The sequence below is a fragment of the Pseudomonas sp. G34 genome (assembly GCF_031119625.1).
Taxonomy (GTDB): domain Bacteria; phylum Pseudomonadota; class Gammaproteobacteria; order Pseudomonadales; family Pseudomonadaceae; genus Aquipseudomonas.
Genome location: NZ_JAVHZV010000007.1, coordinates 194,035 through 213,225, shown reverse-complemented (window position 1 = coordinate 213,225; position 19,191 = coordinate 194,035). Strand labels below are relative to the sequence as shown.

Annotated in this window: 17 protein-coding genes; 8 read left to right on the top strand and 9 right to left on the bottom strand. The window is 64.0% G+C overall.

The window, feature by feature from the left end:
• The first annotated feature begins 18 nt into the window (after window positions 1-18).
• The 4 genes from QYS36_RS04665 (at window position 19) to eutC (ending at window position 5,451) form a co-directional block, all read left to right on the top strand.
• Window positions 19-1,539: an aldehyde dehydrogenase family protein gene (locus QYS36_RS04665; RefSeq protein WP_308838390.1), complete on the top strand. Its 1,521-nt coding sequence runs from the start codon at window positions 19-21 to the stop codon at window positions 1,537-1,539.
• A 76-nt stretch (window positions 1,540-1,615) separates the two neighbouring features.
• A complete protein-coding gene (gene eat, locus QYS36_RS04660) occupies window positions 1,616-3,061 on the top strand; it encodes an ethanolamine permease (RefSeq protein WP_308838389.1) in 1,446 nt (481 codons plus the stop codon).
• Between the two features lie 176 nt (window positions 3,062-3,237).
• Window positions 3,238-4,632 (top strand): ethanolamine ammonia-lyase subunit EutB, encoded by a 1,395-nt coding sequence (locus QYS36_RS04655; protein WP_308838388.1) that lies wholly within the window; start codon window positions 3,238-3,240, stop codon window positions 4,630-4,632.
• A 9-nt stretch (window positions 4,633-4,641) separates the two neighbouring features.
• On the top strand, window positions 4,642-5,451 hold the full coding sequence (gene eutC / locus QYS36_RS04650) for an ethanolamine ammonia-lyase subunit EutC (RefSeq protein ID WP_308838387.1): 810 nt from the start codon (window positions 4,642-4,644) through the stop codon (window positions 5,449-5,451).
• Window positions 5,452-5,664: 213 nt separating this feature from the next.
• Here the strand turns inward: eutC and QYS36_RS04645 are convergent, their stop codons facing one another.
• From QYS36_RS04645 to QYS36_RS04625, 5 genes are all read right to left on the bottom strand, one after another.
• The gene (locus QYS36_RS04645) at window positions 5,665-6,600 is read right to left on the bottom strand and encodes a glutathione S-transferase family protein (protein ID WP_308838386.1); all 936 of its coding nucleotides are present in this window, start codon (window positions 6,598-6,600) and stop codon (window positions 5,665-5,667) included.
• Window positions 6,601-6,653: 53 nt separating this feature from the next.
• Window positions 6,654-6,953 (bottom strand): GIY-YIG nuclease family protein, encoded by a 300-nt coding sequence (locus QYS36_RS04640; protein ID WP_308838385.1) that lies wholly within the window; start codon window positions 6,951-6,953, stop codon window positions 6,654-6,656.
• A gap of 9 nt (window positions 6,954-6,962) precedes the next feature.
• Window positions 6,963-7,673, bottom strand: coding sequence for a phosphatidylcholine synthase (gene pcsA / locus QYS36_RS04635; RefSeq protein WP_308838384.1), 711 nt, complete (start codon window positions 7,671-7,673; stop codon window positions 6,963-6,965).
• A 105-nt stretch (window positions 7,674-7,778) separates the two neighbouring features.
• Window positions 7,779-8,285, bottom strand: coding sequence for a nuclear transport factor 2 family protein (locus tag QYS36_RS04630; protein ID WP_308838383.1), 507 nt, complete (start codon window positions 8,283-8,285; stop codon window positions 7,779-7,781).
• Window positions 8,286-8,352: 67 nt separating this feature from the next.
• Entirely contained in the window at window positions 8,353-9,297 is a 945-nt protein-coding gene (locus tag QYS36_RS04625) for a LysR family transcriptional regulator (RefSeq protein WP_308838382.1), read from the bottom strand.
• A gap of 121 nt (window positions 9,298-9,418) precedes the next feature.
• Here QYS36_RS04625 and QYS36_RS04620 point away from each other — a divergent pair, with 121 nt between their 5' ends.
• From QYS36_RS04620 to mmsB, 3 genes are read left to right on the top strand one after another with little or no spacing between them, the layout of a single operon-like run.
• Window positions 9,419-10,771, top strand: a complete 1,353-nt coding sequence (locus QYS36_RS04620) for an MFS transporter (RefSeq protein WP_308838381.1) — start codon at window positions 9,419-9,421, stop codon at window positions 10,769-10,771.
• Window positions 10,772-10,793: 22 nt separating this feature from the next.
• The gene (locus QYS36_RS04615) at window positions 10,794-12,290 is read left to right on the top strand and encodes a CoA-acylating methylmalonate-semialdehyde dehydrogenase (protein WP_308838380.1); all 1,497 of its coding nucleotides are present in this window, start codon (window positions 10,794-10,796) and stop codon (window positions 12,288-12,290) included.
• Window positions 12,291-12,300: 10 nt separating this feature from the next.
• Complete coding sequence (gene mmsB / locus QYS36_RS04610; RefSeq protein ID WP_308838379.1) at window positions 12,301-13,197, top strand: 3-hydroxyisobutyrate dehydrogenase; 897 nt, start codon at window positions 12,301-12,303, stop codon at window positions 13,195-13,197.
• Between the two features lie 539 nt (window positions 13,198-13,736).
• Here mmsB and QYS36_RS04605 read toward each other — a convergent pair.
• The 4 genes from QYS36_RS04605 to QYS36_RS04590 all read right to left on the bottom strand — a co-directional run bounded on the left by QYS36_RS04605 (window position 13,737) and on the right by QYS36_RS04590 (window position 18,035).
• The gene (locus QYS36_RS04605; RefSeq protein WP_308838378.1) at window positions 13,737-14,498 is read right to left on the bottom strand and encodes an amino acid ABC transporter ATP-binding protein; all 762 of its coding nucleotides are present in this window, start codon (window positions 14,496-14,498) and stop codon (window positions 13,737-13,739) included.
• Window positions 14,499-14,653: 155 nt separating this feature from the next.
• Complete coding sequence (locus QYS36_RS04600; protein ID WP_308838377.1) at window positions 14,654-15,751, bottom strand: amino acid ABC transporter permease; 1,098 nt, start codon at window positions 15,749-15,751, stop codon at window positions 14,654-14,656.
• A 12-nt stretch (window positions 15,752-15,763) separates the two neighbouring features.
• Complete coding sequence (locus QYS36_RS04595) at window positions 15,764-16,942, bottom strand: amino acid ABC transporter permease (protein WP_308838376.1); 1,179 nt, start codon at window positions 16,940-16,942, stop codon at window positions 15,764-15,766.
• Between the two features lie 64 nt (window positions 16,943-17,006).
• Window positions 17,007-18,035: an amino acid ABC transporter substrate-binding protein gene (locus QYS36_RS04590; RefSeq protein WP_308838375.1), complete on the bottom strand. Its 1,029-nt coding sequence runs from the start codon at window positions 18,033-18,035 to the stop codon at window positions 17,007-17,009.
• A gap of 481 nt (window positions 18,036-18,516) precedes the next feature.
• Between QYS36_RS04590 and QYS36_RS04585 the strand changes: the two genes are divergently transcribed.
• Window positions 18,517-19,170 (top strand): alpha/beta fold hydrolase, encoded by a 654-nt coding sequence (locus QYS36_RS04585; RefSeq protein ID WP_308838374.1) that lies wholly within the window; start codon window positions 18,517-18,519, stop codon window positions 19,168-19,170.
• The last annotated feature ends 21 nt before the right edge of the window (window positions 19,171-19,191 follow it).

The window sequence follows — 19,191 nt, the reverse complement described above, 5'->3', positions numbered from 1 at the left end:
CGTACTGGGAGAATTTCAATGATCTATGCCAAACCAGGTACCGCAGGCGCCGTCGTTACCTTGAAAGCGCGCTACGGCAACTACATCGGCGGCGAGTTCGTCGCGCCGGTGGGTGGCCAGTACTTCACCAACACCAGCCCGGTGGATGCCTCGACCATCGGCGAATTCCCGCGCTCCGACGCCAAGGACATCGACAAGGCCCTGGATGCTGCCCACGCCGCCGCGGAGGCCTGGGGCAAGACGTCGGTGCAGGATCGCGCGCTGATCCTGCTGAAGATCGCCGACCGTATCGAAGCCAACCTCGAGCTGCTCGCCGTGGCGGAAACCTGGGACAACGGCAAGGCCGTGCGTGAAACCCTGAATGCCGACGTGCCGCTGGCCGCCGACCACTTCCGTTATTTCGCCGGCTGCATTCGCGCCCAGGAAGGCACTGCCGCGGAGATCAACGAACACACCGCCTCCTATCACTTCCACGAGCCGCTGGGCGTGGTCGGGCAGATCATCCCGTGGAACTTCCCGCTGCTGATGGCCGCCTGGAAGCTCGCGCCGGCCCTGGCGGCCGGCAACTGCGTGGTGCTCAAGCCGGCCGAGCAGACGCCGCTGTCGATCAGCGTATTCGCCGAACTGGTCGGCGACCTGCTGCCGCCCGGCGTGCTGAATATCGTCCAGGGCTTTGGCCGCGAAGCCGGCGAGGCCCTGGCCACCAGCACGCGCATCGCCAAGATCGCCTTCACCGGCTCCACCCCGGTCGGCTCGCACATCATGAAATGCGCCGCCGCCAACATCATCCCGAGCACCGTGGAGCTGGGCGGCAAGAGCCCGAACCTGTTCTTCGAAGACATCATGCAGGCCGAGCCGGCGTTTATCGAGAAGGCCGCCGAAGGCCTGGTGCTGGCCTTCTTCAACCAGGGCGAGGTGTGCACCTGCCCATCGCGGGCGTTGGTGCAGGAGTCGATCTTCGAGCCGTTCATGGTCGAGGTGATGAAGAAGGTCAAGTCGATCAAGCGCGGCAACCCGCTGGACACCGAGACCATGGTCGGCGCCCAGGCCTCGCAGCAGCAGTACGACAAGATCCTCAGCTACCTGGAGATCGCCCAGCAGGAGGGCGCCGAGCTGCTCGCCGGCGGCGCCACCGAGAAACTCGAAGGCGATCTGGCCGGCGGCTATTACATCCAGCCGACCCTGCTCAAGGGCACCAACAAGATGCGCGTGTTCCAGGAGGAAATCTTCGGCCCGGTGGTGGGCGTGACCACCTTCAAGGACGAAGCCGAAGCCCTGGCGATTGCCAACGACACCGAGTTCGGCCTGGGCGCCGGCGTGTGGACGCGCGACATCAACCGCGCCTACCGCATGGGCCGTGGCATCAAGGCCGGCCGCGTATGGACCAACTGCTACCACCTGTACCCGGCGCACGCTGCCTTTGGCGGCTACAAGAAGTCCGGGGTCGGGCGCGAAACCCACAAGATGATGCTCGACCACTATCAGCAGACCAAGAACCTGCTGATCAGCTACGACATCAACCCACTGGGCTTCTTCTGAACTGCCGATTTGCCATCGATAGCCAACCCATGAAGCGGCGCCCGCCACCTGCTGGCGGGCATGAAGGAGTCCCAACATGTCCAAAGAGACAATCGCCACACCCTCGCAAGGCGGTGTGGAAACCGAAGCGGTCAGCGCCGACTACTTTGCCAACCGGCAACTGAAGCAAGGCGCCGCTGGCTGGATCCTGTTGATCGGCCTCGGCGTGGCCTACGTGATTTCCGGCGACTACGCCGGCTGGAACTTCGGCCTGGCGCAAGGCGGCTGGGGCGGCATGTTCATCGCCACCCTGCTGATGGCGACCATGTACCTGTGCATGTGCTTCTCGCTGGCCGAGCTGTCGTCGATGATCCCCACTGCCGGCGGCGGCTATGGTTTCACCCGCACCGCGTTCGGTCCCTGGGGCGGCTTCCTGACCGGCACGGCGATCCTTATCGAATACGCCATCGCGCCAGCGGCCATCGCCTGCTTTATCGGCGCCTACTGCGAGTCCTTGTTCGGGGTTGGCGGCTGGATCATCTACCTGGTGTTCTACGTGGTGTTCATCGGCATCCACATCCTCGGTGCCGGCGAGGCGCTGAAGCTGATGTTCGTCATCACCGCGGTGGCCGCCATCGCCCTGGGCGTGTACATCGTCGCCATGGCGCCGCACTTCCAGGTCGCCAACCTGTTCGACATCCCGCCGACCGAAGCCAATGGTGCCAGCAGCTTCCTGCCGTTCGGCTACCTGGGCATCTGGGCCGCCCTGCCCTACGGCATCTGGTTCTTCCTGGCGGTCGAAGGCGTGCCGCTGGCCGCCGAGGAAACCAAGGATCCCAAGCGCGACCTGCCCCGCGGCCTGATCGGCGCGGTGCTGGTGCTGCTGGTGTTTGCCGGGCTGATCCTGCTGGTCGGCCCTGGCGCCGCCGGCGCGCAGTCGCTGGTGGCGTCGGGCAACCCGCTGGTGGAGTCGCTGGTCAAGGTCTACGGCGGTTCCACCTGGATGAGCCAGTTCGTCAACCTGATCGGCCTGGCGGGTCTGATCGCCAGCTTCTTCTCGATCATCTACGCCTATTCGCGGCAGATCTTCGCCCTGTCGCGCGCCGGCTACCTGCCACGCAGCCTGTCGCTGACCAACCGCAACAAGGCGCCGGTGATGGCGCTGATCGTACCGGGCATCATCGGCTTCGGCCTGTCCCTGACCGGCCAGGGCGACCTGCTGATTCTGGTCGCGGTATTCGGCGCCACAGTGTCCTATGTGCTGATGATGGCGGCGCACATCACCCTGCGCAGCCGCCGTCCTGACATGCCGCGCCCCTATCGCACCCCTGGTGGCGTGCTGACGTCGTCGGTGGCGCTGGTGCTGGCTGCCGTGGCGCTGGTGGCCTGCTTCCTGGTCGACCTGCGCGTCGTGATCGGCGCTGCCATCATCTACGCTCTGTTCATTGCCTACTTCGCCTTGTACAGCCGCCACCACCTGGTGTCCGGCACACCGGAGGAAGAGTTCGCCGCCATCCAGGCCGCCGAACGCTCCCTGCGCTGATTGGCCCCAGCGGCCACGACAATGAGGACACTTCTAAAAACGTAGGCGAGGCAGTCAGCGTAAGGCGAAAACAGGTGAGGAAGCGGAGTGTACTTTTGTACATGAGCATTCCGATCCTGTTTTCAACGCAGCGATGACAACGCAGGTAGTTTTTAGAGGTGTCCGGGAGAAATGATATGGCTCGCTTTACCCACACCATCGGCAACATGACCTGGCGCTTCGACAGCCTGCGCGAACTGATGGCCAAGGCCAGCCCGGCACGCTCCGGCGATTACCTGGCCGAGGTCGCTGCGCAGAGCGATGCCGAGCGCGCCGCGGCGCAGATGGCCCTGGCCGATGTACCGCTCAAGCACTTCCTGCAGGAGGCGGTCATCCCCTATGAACAGGACGAAGTCACCCGGCTGATCATCGACACCCACGATACCGACGCCTTCACGCCGGTCAGCGACCTGACCGTGGGCGGCCTGCGCGACTGGCTGCTCGGCGACGCCGCCGACGAGGCCAGCCTGACTGCACTGGCGCCGGGGTTGACCCCGGAAATGGCCGCAGCGGTGTCGAAGATCATGCGTGTGCAGGACCTGGTGCTGGTCGCCCAGAAGACCCGTGTGGTCACCAAGTTCCGCAACACCATGGGGCTGCGCGGGCGGATGTCCACGCGGCTGCAGCCCAACCACCCGACCGACGACCCGGCGGGCATCGCCGCGAGCATCCTCGACGGCCTGCTGTACGGTAACGGCGATGCGATGATCGGCATCAACCCGGCCACCGACAGCGCCAGCTCGATCCGCGCGCTGGTGGACATGCTCGATGCCATCATCCAGCGCTACGAGATCCCCACCCAGTCCTGCGTGCTGACCCACGTCACCAGCTCCATCGCCGCCATCGAACGTGGCGCGCCGCTGGACCTGGTGTTCCAGTCGATCGCCGGCACCGAGGCGGCCAACGCCAGTTTCGGCGTGACCCTGAAGGTGCTGCAGGAAGGCTACGAAGCCGGCCTGAGCCTCAAGCGCGGCACCCTGGGCAACAACCTGATGTATTTCGAGACCGGCCAGGGCAGCGCGCTGTCGGCCAACGCCAACCACAACGTCGACCAGCAGACCTGCGAAACCCGCGCCTACGCGGTAGCCCGGCATTTCAACCCGTTTCTGGTCAACACCGTGGTCGGTTTCATCGGCCCCGAGTACCTGTACAACGGCAAGCAGATCATCCGTGCCGGCCTGGAAGATCACTTCTGCGGCAAGCTGCTGGGCGTGCCCATGGGCTGCGACATCTGCTACACCAACCATGCCGAAGCCGACCAGGACGACATGGACACCCTGCTGACCCTGCTCGGCACCGCCGGCATCAACTTCATCATGGGCATTCCCGGCTCCGACGACGTGATGCTCAACTACCAGACCACCTCGTTCCATGATGCGTTGTACGCCCGCAAGGTGCTCGGCCTGCACGCAGCGCCGGAGTTCGAGGCCTGGCTGGCGCGCATGGGCATCTTCCAGCAACAGGGCGGCCGCCTGAGCATGGGCAACGAACTGCCGCCGGCATTTCGCCAGGCCCTGGCGCAATTGGCTTGAGAGGTCGCCATGTCTGAGAAATCCCCCGCCATCGAGAATCCCTGGCAGCAGCTGCGCCAGCTGACTCCGGCGCGCATCGCCCTGGGTCGTGCCGGCACCAGCCTGCCGACTGCCGCACAGCTGGACTTCCAGTTCGCCCACGCCCAGGCGCGTGACGCCGTGCACCTGCCCTTCGACCACGAAGGCCTGCGCGAAGAGCTGCAAGGGCGCGGGCTCGACAGCTTGCTGGTACAGAGCGCCGCGACGGACCGGCATATCTACCTGCAGCGCCCGGACCTGGGCCGCCGTCTGAACGAAGAGTCCGCCAGTGCGCTGGATGACTACGCCAAGGAAAAGGGCCGTGGCTACGACCTGGCCATCGTCATTGCCGATGGTTTGTCGTCCCTGGCCGTGCGCCGCCACAGCCTGCCGTTTCTGGAAAAACTGCTGGAGCAGGTGAGCGAGGAAGGCTGGAAACTGGCCCCCATCACCTTGGTCGAGCAAGGCCGAGTGGCGGTTGCAGACGAGATAGGCGAAAGGCTCGGCGCGATGATGACGGTGATCCTGATCGGCGAACGCCCGGGGCTCAGCTCACCGGACAGCCTGGGCCTGTACTTCACCTACGCACCGCGGGTCGGCCTCAACGACGCCTACCGCAACTGCATCTCCAACGTGCGCCTGGAAGGCCTGAGCTACGGCATGGCGACCTTCCGCCTGATGTACCTGATGCGCGAGGCCTGCCGCCGTCAGCTGTCGGGCGTCGATCTGAAGGACGAAGCCGAGGTGCCGACCCTGGAAGATGCAGGGCCGGGGAATTTCTTGTTGCCGGATCAGCGATAGGGGATAGGGCCAAAGCCGTAGGTCGGGCCGCGTAGGATGGGTGAAACCCATCGGCCATTGATGGGTTCCACCTACGCGGCCCGACCCATCCTACGACTAAAAGCCAAATGCGGCCATTGCGCAGAACCTGTGGGAGCGGGCCATGCCCGCGAAAAAATCACGGGCATGGCCCGTTCCCACAGGAGTAATGCACAACTGCCCTGGCTCTAACCCTTAGAGCCCTTTGATAGAAAACCCTAGCCGCGGGAAGTGCACATGCACGACACCGGCGCGGGGGTCTTCTCGGCGCAGGATCAGCTCTTCCACACCGGCGAACACCAGCTCGCCCTCCACCGCCTCCACACCGTAATCGACCGCCGAGATAGCGACGGCCTGACCGCTGACAAAACCATTGAGATCCGTAAAGGCCTCGTCAGGCAGTGGCGCTGGAGTGGCGGCGCGGGCGATCTCGACGGCTGCCTCGCTGCTCAGCTCCTCCAGCTTGCCATGCCCGCGTGCCAGCACCCGCTCCAGCCAGGCGACCACGGTCGGGTAGCCATCGACCAGCGGCGAGGTTACCGGCGTTGCGCGCAGGAACCACAACGGATGCGCCATGGCGATATCGGCCAGGCTTGGCTCACCGAACAGGAACTGGCCACCGCTGGCCTGCAGTTGCGCCTGCAGCCGCGCCATGAACACCGGCCACTGGTGTTTGGCTTGCTCGGCCGGCAGCCGGGTAGCCTGACCGCCCGAGAACAGCTTGCTGCGGTCGGCGATAAAGGTCTGCACGAATTCCGGCGGTGCCTTGGCGAACCGCACAGCGATGGATTCGGGCTGGAACACCAGGCTGACCGCATGCTGGAACACCACCGAGTCGGCCCACTGGGCGAAGGTGGCAATGGCGAACGCCTGGGCGTCTGGCAACAACGCCGGCTGCGGCTGATACGCTTCGAGGCGGCGGGCGATCAGGGCGGTGTCGCAGTAGATGTCGGCGCCAATCTGCAGCACCGGCGTCTTGCGGTAGCCGCCAGTCAGCGCGGTGAGGTCCGGCTTGGGCATCACCGGCGGAATCTGCACCGAACGCCAGGCCAGATCCTTGAAGCCCAGCAGCAGGCGGGCCTTTTCGGCGAAAGGCGATGTGGGGTAGTGATGCAGAATCAACTCGGACATGACGCAACCTCCAGCTGGGATGAGCCTTGCAGCTTACCCCAAGCGACCCTCACTCAGATCGATGGCTGCTTATCAGGCACATGCATCAGACTGCCGGTGGCCACCAGGGCCTCCTTGGCGCCCTTGCCGAGGCGCTTGATCGCCCGCTCACGGCGCAAGGCATCGCCCTTGCCACTGCAGCTTTCGCTGTAGACCAGGGCCACTGCCGGGCTGGAGAAGAAGAAGCGGGCGCCCTTGCCGCTCTGGTGCTGGGCAAAGCGCCGCTGCGGATCATCGCTGATGCCGCAGTAAAGCGCGCCGTTGGCGGCGCGCACCAGATAGACGAACCAGGCCTTATCCGCGGTAACGCTCATCGCTGGCGATCAGGCGAACCACTCGCGGGCCGAACGCCATACGCACATACCCACGAAGTACGCCGAGGACAGGCCCCACAGCACCAGCAGCCATGCCGGCTGGGCCGGGAACTGGATGATCAGCCCGGCACAGGCGAACATCCACACCATGGTCACGGCGATGTTGATCGGCATGAACTGCTTGACCCGGAACGGGTGCAGGAACTTCATGCGGGTCAGGGTCAGGCCGGCCAGCACCATGATCACCGCGAAGGTCACCCAGGGCTCGAAGTCCAGCAGGTAGAGGTACACCACCACCACGTTCCACGCCGCCGGGAAGCCGACGAAGTAGTTGTCCTTGCTCTTCATGTTGACGTTGCAGAAGCAGAACAGCGACGACAGCAGAATGATGCCGACCGACAGCAGCAGCGTGTACTCGGGCAGCGGGATGAAGCGATAGACGAAGATCGCCGGGATGAACACGTAGGTGAGGTAGTCGATCACCAGATCGAGGGTGGAACCGTCGAAGTGCGGCAGCACCACCTTGACGTCGTATTTGCGCGCCAGGGTACCGTCCAGGCCGTCGACCAGCAGCGCCAGCCCCAGCCACAGCAGGCAGCTTTCCGCGCGCCCCTCGATCAATGCAAGCAACGCCAGCATACCGAGGATGACTCCGCTCGCGGTTACCGCGTGCACACTCCAGGCTTTGGCTTTACGGGGAGATAGGGACATAACACTCATGATCGAAATACTCTGGCGGACGGGCATTCACTGAACGAATGGAGCCTTTACATACGCTCGGGCATTCGTCAGCGAAGATTCTGACCGGAGAGCGTACCACTCCGTTCAGCTGCGCGCTTCTACGCCGTGCTGCCCGCCTGACGCACGGACGGTCTGGAACTGCCGCAGGCCGCTGCGCGCCTGCTTGCGCACGGCGTTTTTCAATAGTGGCGTCCAACCCAGCAGCATGCCTTTGAAACCAAGCGCCTGGGTGGCCCAGCGCCACATGTCGAAGTGATCCTGGTGCTCGACGATCAGCCCATCACGAATAACGAACGAAGCGTGGATGCGGTTGACCACCGTGCGCCCGGTCTGCGGGAACAGGTAGCTGGCCACCCAATTGGCGCTGCCACTGCTGGCATCGGCGTGCACGTCGCTGAAGGTCAGGGAGAAACTCCTGGCCCGGGTGGTCAGCATGCGCCACATGTCGCGAGCATCTTCGCCGTTCAGTTCGCCGAAGGCCGGGTCGCTGAAGCGCACGTCCGGCGCGTAGCAGCGCGCCATCTCCTCGGCGTCGAGGCGCTGGAATGCCTCGTAGAAACGGGTGATCAACTGGGCATTTTCTGTGGGCATGGCATGGCCTCCTGGCAATGGGCCGCAGTATCGCCCGCGCCGCGCGTGACCGCCATGGGCAAATGAGTCACGCAATCACCATCTCAGCGGTATCACCGAGTAGAAAGGCACGATTGCGCTCGGCGCAGGCACGCAGGTAATCGGCCACCAGGGTGATGCGTTTGAGCTTGCGCAGATCCTCGCGGTAGTAGAGCCAGAACTGCCGGGTGACCTTTACCTCATCAGGCAGTACCTCGATCAGCCGGGTATCCGGCCCGGCCAGAAAGCACGGCAGAATCGCCAGCGCCCGCCCCTGCAAGGTGGCCAGGTACTGGGCCACCACGCTGGTGCTGCGCAGCGTGCTGCTGGCATTGGGCACGATGCTTTCCAGGTAGAGCAGCTCCGGGCTGAATGCCAGGTCATCGACGTAGGTGATGAACGAGTGCCGGCTGAGGTCGTCCACCTGGCGGATCGGCGCGTGCTTGTGCAGGTACTCGGGCGTCGCGTACAGCTTCAAGGCGTAGTCGCACAGCCTGGAACAGACATAGGGCCCGCGCTCCGGGCGCTCCAGGGTGATGGCGATATCCGCCTCACGGCGCGACAGGCTGATGAAGTGCGGCACCGGCAGCAGGTCGATGGCGATGTTCGGGTAGATGTCCTGAAAGCCGCCCAGCTGGGGCGCCACGAAGTAGCTGCCAAAGCCCTCGGTTGAGCCGATGCGCACGTGGCCCGAGAGCGCCAGGCTGGCCCCCGATACCTGTTCGCAGGCGGTCTGCAGGGTGCTCTCCAGCGCTTCGGCGTAACCCAGCAGGTGCTGCCCTTCCGTGGTCAACACGAAGCCGCTGGCTCGCGAACGCTCGAACAGCAAGGTGCTCAGCGCCTTTTCCAACGCGCCGATACGCCGCGACACCGTGGTGTAGTCCACCCCCAGGCGCCTGGCAGCGCCGCTGGCGGTTCGGGTGCGCGCCACTTCGAGGAAGAACTTCAGGTCGTCCCAGTTCATCTGGCCGGCCGACATCATGCTTTTCTGCATAACCAACCTGTCTTTTTAGGTGCTGGATCAGAAACTTTGCATACCTATACTCCAACGAGGTAGCGCATTCCAGCTGCCGACAGTTCCAAGTTCCTACGACAAAAACAACAGCAGGCAACTCATGAACGACTCCAATGCTCACGGGCCGGCTGCCGGCCGCAAGCACTATCGCATCGCTGGCTTGGCCAGCATGGCGGGCACCACCATCGAGTGGTATGACTTCTTTCTCTACGGCACCGCCGCCGCGCTGGTCTTCAACAAGCTGTTCTTCCCTACCCTCGACCCGATCACCGGCGTGCTGGCGGCGTTCGCTACCTACGCGGTGGGCTTTATCGGCCGGCCGCTGGGCGGCATCATCTTCGGCCACTTCGGTGACCGCATCGGCCGCAAGTCGATGCTGATGCTCACGCTGCTGATGATGGGCATCCCGACCATCGCCATCGGCCTGCTGCCCACCTACGAGCAGATCGGCTATTGGGCCGCGGCGCTGCTGGTGGTCATGCGCTTTCTGCAGGGCATGGCGGTGGGCGGCGAATGGGGTGGCGCGGTACTGATGGCCGTCGAGCACGCCCCCGAAGGCAAGAAGGGCTTCTATGGCAGCCTGCCGCAGACCGGCGTTGGCGCCGGCCTGGTGCTGTCCACCCTGGCCATGGGCGCGGTCGCCTCGCTGCCCGAGGAGCAGATGCTCGCCTGGGGCTGGCGCCTGCCGTTCCTGGCCAGCGTGGTGCTGCTGGCGGTGGGCTGGCTGATCCGCGTGAAGGTCGCCGAGTCGCCGGACTTCGAGAAGCTCAAGCAGCAGAACCGCCGTGTCAGCCTGCCGCTGATGGAAGTGGTGCGTAAGCACCCGCGCGCCACCCTGACCATCATCGGCGCGCGCACCGCCGAAAACGCCTGGTTCTACATGGCGGTCACCTTCGCCCTCGCCTACGCCGCCAACCAGCTGCAGATTCCCCGCGCCGAGGTGCTGCATGCCATCACCGCCGGTGCTGCGCTGTCGCTGGCGACCATGCCGTTCTGCGGCTGGCTGTCCGATCGTGTCGGCCAGAAGCGCCTGTACTTCACCGGGCCGCTGTTGCTCTGCGCCTTCGTCTACCCCTTCTTCGCCATGCTCGGCACCCGCGAGCCGCTGCTGGTGTGGTGGGCCATGGTGCTGGCGGTGGGCGTGGTGTTCCCGATTCTCTATGCCCCGGAATCGCTGTTGTTCGCCCGCCAGTTCCCGGCGGAGATTCGCTACAGCGGCATCTCGCTGTCGGTACAACTGGCCGGCGTACTCGGTGGCGGCTTCGCACCGATGATCGCCACCAGCCTGCTGGCCGCCGCCGACGGCAGCCCGCGCTACGTGATCGCCTACCTGATCGGCATGGGCATCGTCGCGCTGTTGTGCACCGCGTTGATGCGCAGCGACCCACCCCGCGTGCCGGTTGAGCGCAGCGCCCCGAATGCCCCACGCCCAGCGCCACTGCGCGCCCGCTGACTTGCAGACAAAGGATCGAACCATGACCACCACAGTGAAACTGTTGATCAACGGCGAATTCGTCGAATCGCGCAGCGAGCAATGGCGCGCTGTCGTCAACCCGGCGACCCAGGAGGTGCTGGCCCGGGTGCCCTTCGCCACCGGCGAGGAAATCGACGCGGCGGTGAACAGCGCCAGCCAGGCCTTCCAGAGTTGGCGCAAGACGCCAATCGGCGCCCGCGCGCGGATCTTTCTCAAGTACCAGCAGCTGATCCGCGAAAACATGAAAGAGCTGGCGGCGATTCTTACCGCCGAACAGGGCAAGACCCTCGCCGACGCCGAGGGCGATGTGTTCCGTGGCCTGGAGGTGGTGGAACACGCCGCTGGCATCGGCAACCTGCAACTCGGCGAGCTGGCCAACAACGTGGCCGGTGGCGTGGATACCTACACCCTGCTGCAACCGCTGGGCGTGTGCGCGGGCATCACCCCGTTCAATTTCCCGGCGATGATCCCGCTGTGGATGTTCCCGATGGCCATCGCCACCGGCAACACCTTCGTGCTCAAGCCTTCGGAGCAGGACCCGATGGTGACCATGCGCCTGTGCGAGCTGGCGCTGCAGGCCGGCGTGCCACCCGGTGTGCTCAACGTGGTGCACGGCGGCGAGGACGCGGTGAACGCGATCTGCGATCACCCGGCTATCAAGGCGGTGTCCTTCGTCGGTTCGACCCGCGTCGGCACTCACGTCTACAACCGCGCCAGCCAGGCCGGCAAGCGCGTGCAATGCATGATGGGCGCGAAGAACCACGCCATCGTGCTGCCCGATGCGCACAAGGAACAGACCCTGAACAACCTGGCCGGTGCCGCGTTCGGCGCCGCCGGGCAGCGCTGCATGGCGCTGTCGGTGGTGATTCTGGTCGGCGAGGCCCAGGGCTGGCTGGCGGAGCTGGTCGCCAAGGCCGAAACCCTCAAGGTGGGCGGCGGCGTGGAAAGCGGCACCGATGTCGGCCCGCTGATCTCCTGCGCCGCGCTGGATCGGGTCAGCAGCCTGATCGAGCGCGGCAAGCGCGAAGGTGCCCGCCTGGTGCTCGATGGCCGCAACCCATCCGTTGCCGGCTACGAGCGCGGCAACTTCGTCGGGCCAACCATCTTCGACGGCGTGACGCCGCAGATGAGCATCTACCGCGAGGAGATCTTCGGCCCGGTGCTCTGCGTGGTGCACGCCGCCACCCTGGATGAGGCCATCGCGCTGATCAACGCCAATCCCAATGGCAACGGCACGGCGATTTTCACCCGCTCCGGTGCTGCAGCCCGGCATTTCCAGGAGGAGATCGACGTTGGCCAGGTGGGCATCAACGTGCCGATTCCGGTGCCGGTGCCGATGTTCTCGTTCACCGGCTCGCGGGCCTCGAAACTCGGCGACCTGGGCCCGTACGGCAAGCAGGTGGTGCAGTTCTATACCCAGACCAAGACCGTGACCCAACGCTGGTTCGACGAGAGCGACGTCGGCGGCGCGGTGAACACCACCATCACCCTGAAGTGAGGCGACGACCATGAATATCGGATTCATCGGCCTGGGCAATATGGGCGGACCAATGGCGCTGAACCTGCTCAAGGCAGGCCACAAGCTGCGCGTGTTCGACCTGCACACTGGCGCCGTCGACGCCCTGGTGCAAGCCGGTGCCAGCGGCGCCGAAACCGCCTGCGGCGTGCTGCAGGACGCCGACGTGGTGATCAGCATGCTGCCGGCTTCGGCCCATGTGAAGGCGGTCTACCTCGGCGACGACGGCCTGCTGGCCAAGGTGGCACCGGGCGTGCTGCTGATCGACTCGTCGACCATCGACCCGCTGGCCGCCCGGGAAGTCGCCAAGGCGGCCGCCACCCACGGCAACCCGATGCTCGATGCTCCGGTGTCTGGCGGCACCGGCGGTGCGGCGGCCGGCACCCTGACCTTCATGGTGGGCGGCGCCGAGGCGGACTTTGCCAAGGCGCAGCCGATTCTGGCTGCCATGGGCCGCAACATCGTGCACTGTGGCGGCAGCGGCAATGGCCAGGTGGCGAAGGTGGCTAACAACATGCTGCTGGGCATCTCGATGATCGGCGTTGCCGAGGCCATGGCGCTGGGGGTGTCACTGGGCATCGACGCCAAGGTGCTGGCGAACATCATCAACACCTCCAGCGGGCGCTGCTGGAGTTCGGACACCAACAACCCCTACCCAGGCGTGCTCGACAACGTACCGGCCTCACGCGGCTACAGCGGCGGGTTCGGCACCGACCTGATGCTCAAGGATCTGGGCCTGGCCACCGACGCGGCACGGCAGATCAGGCAACCGGTGATACTCGGTGCCCTCGCCCAGCAGCTCTACCAGCGCTTCAGCTGCGACGGGCACGGTGGCCTGGATTTCTCGGCGATCATCAACAGCTACCTGAAGCCTGAGGACAAGTCGTGAGGCTCAGGGGCGGACATTCTGAACCTGTTTTCACTCATAAAAGAGGTTCTTCGCATAGTTTGAGAAAGTGCGGGTTGAAACCTGACTGGCAAATAAGTGTTCACTGCCGATGGCTTGGCTCTCTCGATTAGCACGCCGCCTGGCCGGGCGGGTTTCGCCCCTTACGGGCGAGTCACTTTCTCTTGCTTGCCCAAGAGAAAGTAACCAAAGAGAAGGGCACCCCACCATCCGGCCCCGGCTACGCCGGGGTTCCCTCGCTCCATCACCACTCCAGGGGCACGCTGCAAAGGGCCATCCCTGGCCCATCGCAGCTCTCGCGACATCCATGTCGCTCAACCCCTTACGTGGCGATTCCACTCGGCCTCCTGAAGGGGCTTGGGCGTCGCCTGTGTAATCGCAGCCAAGATCAAAAGCAAAACAAATGCAGTCTCCCTAAAAATGAGAAGCCACATAAAAAAACGCCGGGGCTCAGGCCCCGGCGTTTTTTAGCGGCGTTCCGGCAAAGCGCAGACCCGTGTCTGCGCTTTGCCCAACCGTCCTCAGTGCAGGATCTGCCCCAGGAACAGCTTGGTACGCTCGTTCTGCGGGTTGTCGAAGAAGGCGTTCGGCTCGGCCTGTTCGACGATCTCACCCTTGTCCATGAAGATCACCCGGTCCGCCACGGTACGGGCGAAGCCCATCTCGTGGGTCACGCAGAGCATGGTCATGCCGTCCTGGGCCAGGCCGATCATGGTGTCGAGGACTTCCTTGACCATTTCCGGGTCGAGTGCCGAGGTCGGCTCGTCGAACAGCATGATCTTCGGTTTCATGCACAGCGCGCGGGCGATGGCCACCCGCTGCTGCTGGCCGCCGGACAGTTGCCCCGGGAACTTGTGCGCCTGCTCGGGAATGCGTACGCGCTCCAGGTAATGCATGGCGATTTCCTCGGCCTTGCGCTTGGGCATCTTGCGCACCCACATCGGCGCCAGGATGCAGTTCTGCAGCACGGTCAGGTGCGGGAACAGGTTGAAGTGCTGGAACACCATGCCCACTTCGCGGCGTACGGTCTCGATATGCTTGAGGTCGCGGGTCAGTTCGGTGCCATCGACCACGATGCGCCCGGCCTGGTGTTCTTCCAGGCGATTGATGCAACGGATGGTGGTCGACTTGCCCGAGCCCGACGGGCCGCACAGCACGATACGCTCGCCCTGGCGCACGTCCAGGTTGATGTCCTTGAGAACGTGGAACTGGCCGTACCACTTGTTCACGCCCTGCAGCTGGATGATCGGCTCGGCGCTGGGTTGCTTGTTTGCTTCACTCATAATTCACTCCTCTCAAGGGGCTGATTCAGGATTTAGCGAGCTGGAGCCAGGCAAGGCGAGAACAGTCGAGGGAGCGGAATGTACGGTTGTACATGAGCATCCCGAGAATGTTTTCAACGCCGCCTGGCCGACGCGCAGCGAATACTGAACAGCTCCTAACGCTTGTGGCCGGTGTCGAGCTTCCGCTCCAGATGGAGGGAGTAGCGGGACATACCAAAACAGAAAATCCAGAAAATCAGGGCGGCGAACACATAGCCTTCGGTCGCCATGCCCAGCCAGGCCGGGTCGGCAGCCGCCTGCTTGACGCTGTTGAGCAGGTCGAACAGGCCGATGATGATCACCAGGCTGGTGTCCTTGAACAGGGCAATGAAGGTGTTGACGATACCCGGGATCACCAGCTTGAGCGCTTGCGGCAGGATCACCAGCCCCATCATCCGCCAGTAGCCCAGGCCCATGGCGCCGGCCGCCTCGTATTGCCCCTTGGGAATCGCCTGCAGGCCGCCACGTACCACTTCGGCGATGTAGGCCGACTGGAACAGGATCACGCCGATCAGTGCACGCATCAGCTTGTCGAAGCTCATGCCCTCGGGCAGGAACAACGGCAGCATCACCGAGGACATGAACAGCACGGTGATCAGCGGCACACCACGCCAGAATTCGATGAAGGTCACGCAGACCACCTTCACCGCCGGCATGTTGGAGCGACGCCCCAGCGCCAGCAGGATGCCCAGCGGCAGCGCACCGGCGATACCGACGGCAGCGATCACCAGGGTCAGCATCAGGCCGCCCCACCGGCTGGTCGGCACGGTGTCCAGACCGAACACGCCACCATGCAGCAGGCACCAGGCGACGATCGGGTAGATCACCAGAAAGCCGATGCCGTAGATGGCCTTGCGCGGGAACCTGGAGATGAACAGCGGCGCGGCCCCGACGATCGCCAGTACCGCGGTCAGGTCGACGCGCCAGCGCAGTTCGCTGGGGTAGAAGCCATACATGAACTGGCTGAAGCGCGACTGGATGAACACCCAGCAGGCGCCCTCCTTGGTGCAATCGGCGCGGGTGGTGCCCACCCAGTTGGCGTCGAACAGCGCCCACTTGAGCAGTGGCGGCACCATCAGCCAGATGAGGTAGATGGCGAACAGGGTCAGCAGCGTATTGAGCCAGCTGGAGAACAGATTGCTGCGCATCCAGGCGACCACGCCAACGCTGGCGCTGGGTGGCGGCAGATCCGGTTTGAAAGTATGAGTGCTCATTGCGCTAGGTCCTCACCGCTCGATCAGCGCGATGCGCTTGTTGTACCAGTTCATCAGCAGGGAAATGCTGATACTGATCGCCAGGTAGACGCTCATGGTGATGGCAATCACCTCGATGGCCTGACCGGTCTGGTTGAGTACCGTACCGGCGAACAGCGAGACCATGTCCGGATAGCCGATACCGGCCGCCAGGGACGAGTTCTTCGCCAGGTTCAGGTACTGGCTGGTCAGCGGCGGAATGATCACCCGCATGGCTTGCGGGATGATCACCTTGCGCAGCGTCGGGCCGGGGCGCAGGCCCAGGGAGCGGGCAGCTTCGGTCTGGCCGTGGCTGACCGAGTTGATCCCGGAGCGCACGTTCTCGGCGATGAACGCCGCGGTATAGACGGTCAGCGCGATGGTCAGCGCCAGCAGCTCGGGGATCATCACCCAGCCGCCCACGAAGTTGAAGCCCTTGAGCTCGGGTAGCGACCAGTGCAGCGGGCTGCCGAAGACCAGGGCGAACAAGGTCGGGATGACGATTGCCAGACCCAGCCCAACCCAGAACTTGTGGAACGGCTGGCCGGTGGCTTCGAAGCGCTTGTTGGCCCAGCGGGTCATCATCACGATAGCCACCAGGGTAATGACCAGACCGACCACGAACGGCCAGAACGCACCGGTCGCCTCGGCAGCCGGCATGTTCAGGCCACGGTTGCTGAGAAAGAAGCTTTCTCCGATGCTGATGCTGGCCCGCGGCCCGGGCAGCGGCAGCAGCACGGCGAAGTACCAGAAGAGAATCTGCAGCAACGGCGGGATGTTGCGGAAGATCTCGATGTATACGGTGGCCAGCTTGCTGATCATCCAGTTCGGCGACAGGCGCGCGACACCGATGACGAAGCCGAGGAAGGTCGCCAGCACGATGCCGATGAACGAAACCAGCAGGGTATTGAGCAGGCCGATCACGAAGACGCGGGCATAGCTGTCCGCTTCGGTGTAGCTGATCAGGTGCTGAGCGATGCCAAAGCCGGCACTGCGCTCGAGGAAGTCGAAGCCCGAGGTGATGCCCCGGTGTTGCAGGTTGGTCTGCGTATTGCTGAACAGGAACCAGCCCATTGCGACCACGGCCACAACGGTAATGATCTGGAATAGCCAGGCGCGCACACGTGGATCGCTAAGGGAGAACCCCTGCGGTGCGCCGATGTTTTTCTGCATGGGAATGCCCCAGGTATAACGGAACGAAAATCGCCCGGCAGTGCACTGCCGGGCGACAGGTCAATCAACGCACTGGAGGTGCGTAGTGCAGACCGCCTTTGTTCCACAGAGCGTTGAGGCCACGCTCGATTTTCAGCTCGCTGCCCTTGCCGATGTTACGGTCGAAAATTTCGCCGTAGTTACCGACCTGCTTGACGATCTGGACGACCCAGTCCTTCGGCAGCTTCAGGTCCTTGCCGTACTCACCGTCAGCACCCAGCATACGGGCGACGTCGGGGTTCTTGGTTTCCTTGGCCAGGGCTTCGACGTTCTTGGAGTCGACACCCAGCTCTTCGGCGTTGAGCATGGCGAACAGGGTCCACTTGACGATAGCCATCCAGTCTTCGTCGCCACGACGAACCAGCGGGCCCAGCGGCTCCTTGGAGATCACTTCCGGCAGCACTACCCAGTCATCCGGCGCGCCCAGCTTGATGCGCTGTGCGTACAGCTGCGACTGGTCGGAGGTCAGCACGTCGCAACGGCCGGCTTCCAGCGACTTGGCGCTCTCGTCGGAGGTGTCGAAGGTGATCGGGGTGTACTTGAGGCCGTTGGAGCGGAAGTAGTCGGAGACGTTCAGCTCGGTGGTGGTGCCTGCCTGGATACAGATGGTCGCGCCATCCAGTTCCTTGGCGCTGGCAACGCCCAGCTTCTTGTTGACCAGAAAGCCGATGCCGTCGTAGTAGGTCACGCCGGTGAACACCAGGCCCATGCCGCCGTCGCGGGAGCTGGTCCAGGTGGTGTTGCGCGACAGCACGTCGACTTCACCGGACTGAATGGCGGTGAAACGCTCCTTGGCGGTCAGCGGGCTGTACTTGACCTTGGTCGCGTCGCCCAGCACTGCAGCGGCCACGCCGCGGCAGATATCGACGTCGATGCCCTGGTAGTTGCCCTTGGCATCCGGCACCGAGAAACCCGGCAAGCCGTCACTGACGCCACACTGTACAAAGCCCTTCTTCTTTACGGCGTCGAGGGTAGCACCGGCGTGAGCCATGCCTGCAGCGCCCAGAACGGCGGCGGCGGTCAACATCGCCAGGGTGGTTTTAACCATCTTCATTGAACATTCTCCGGTTGCTTTTGTTGTGTTGGAGTCTCAGCCCGATCGCCGTACCCTTTTGGGGCATGTCGTCACTATTGGCAGCAACAGTGTAGACCGGAGACCAGACCTCGGTGCCAGTGTCGTGACCTATTCGAGAGCAGGTCATCGATACGTGCACCAGCCCGTTGGTGAACGGGCACGAGACGGATCGCGAATTTGCACATCGACGGGCATGCAGCGCCCGGCGAACCTTTTGGAAACCCCATCAAATCGGCTTTCCCGTCTGCTCCACGGCTTGGCGCGGTGTTACCACGCCAGGCCGTCGACATCAGTCTCTTGCTCTATAGCAAAGGCCATACCACAGGACGTTTTTAGCCGCGAGATAGGCGGGTCAAGGGGGCAAAGTTGTAATCTTGCGACATCTAGTTCATGGATCAGTACAGTGACGGAAAACAGTCACGCACCAAAACAACGCACAGGCCCCACATTGGAGCAAAACATGGATACCACATTGCTACTGCAGCCCCCACTTCCCGCGGATTCGTGCGTCATCTGGCTGCACGGTCTGGGTGCAGACCGCTTCGATTTCCAGCCGGTCGCCCAGGCCCTGCAGCAATCGCTGCGCAGCACGCGCTTTGTGCTGCCACAGGCGCCCACCCGCCCGGTAACCATCAACGGCGGCTACGCGATGCCCAGCTGGTACGACATTCTGGCCATGAGCCCGGCCCGGGCGATCGATCGCGAGCAGCTCGAGCAGTCCGCCGGGCAGGTCATTGAGTTGATCGAAGCGCAGCAGGGCGACGGCATCGACCCGCAGCGCATCTTCCTGGCCGGTTTTTCCCAGGGCGGTGCAGTGGTGCTGCACACCGCCTTCCTGCGCTGGCAGGAACCACTGGGCGGCGTGCTGGCCCTGTCGACCTATGCGCCCAGCTTTGCTGACGAGCTGCAGTTGAGCGACGCACAACGCGCCATCCCGGTCTATTGCCTGCACGGCACCCAGGATGGCGTGGTGCTGCCGAGCATGGGCCGCAGCGCTCACGACTGGCTGCAGGCACGCGGCGTCAGCGTGGCCTGGCAGGCGTACCCGATGGCCCACGAAGTGTTGCCAGAAGAGATCCGGGATATCGGCGCCTGGCTCGCAGCCCGTCTGTAACGCGGGTTTTGGCGGCGCGCC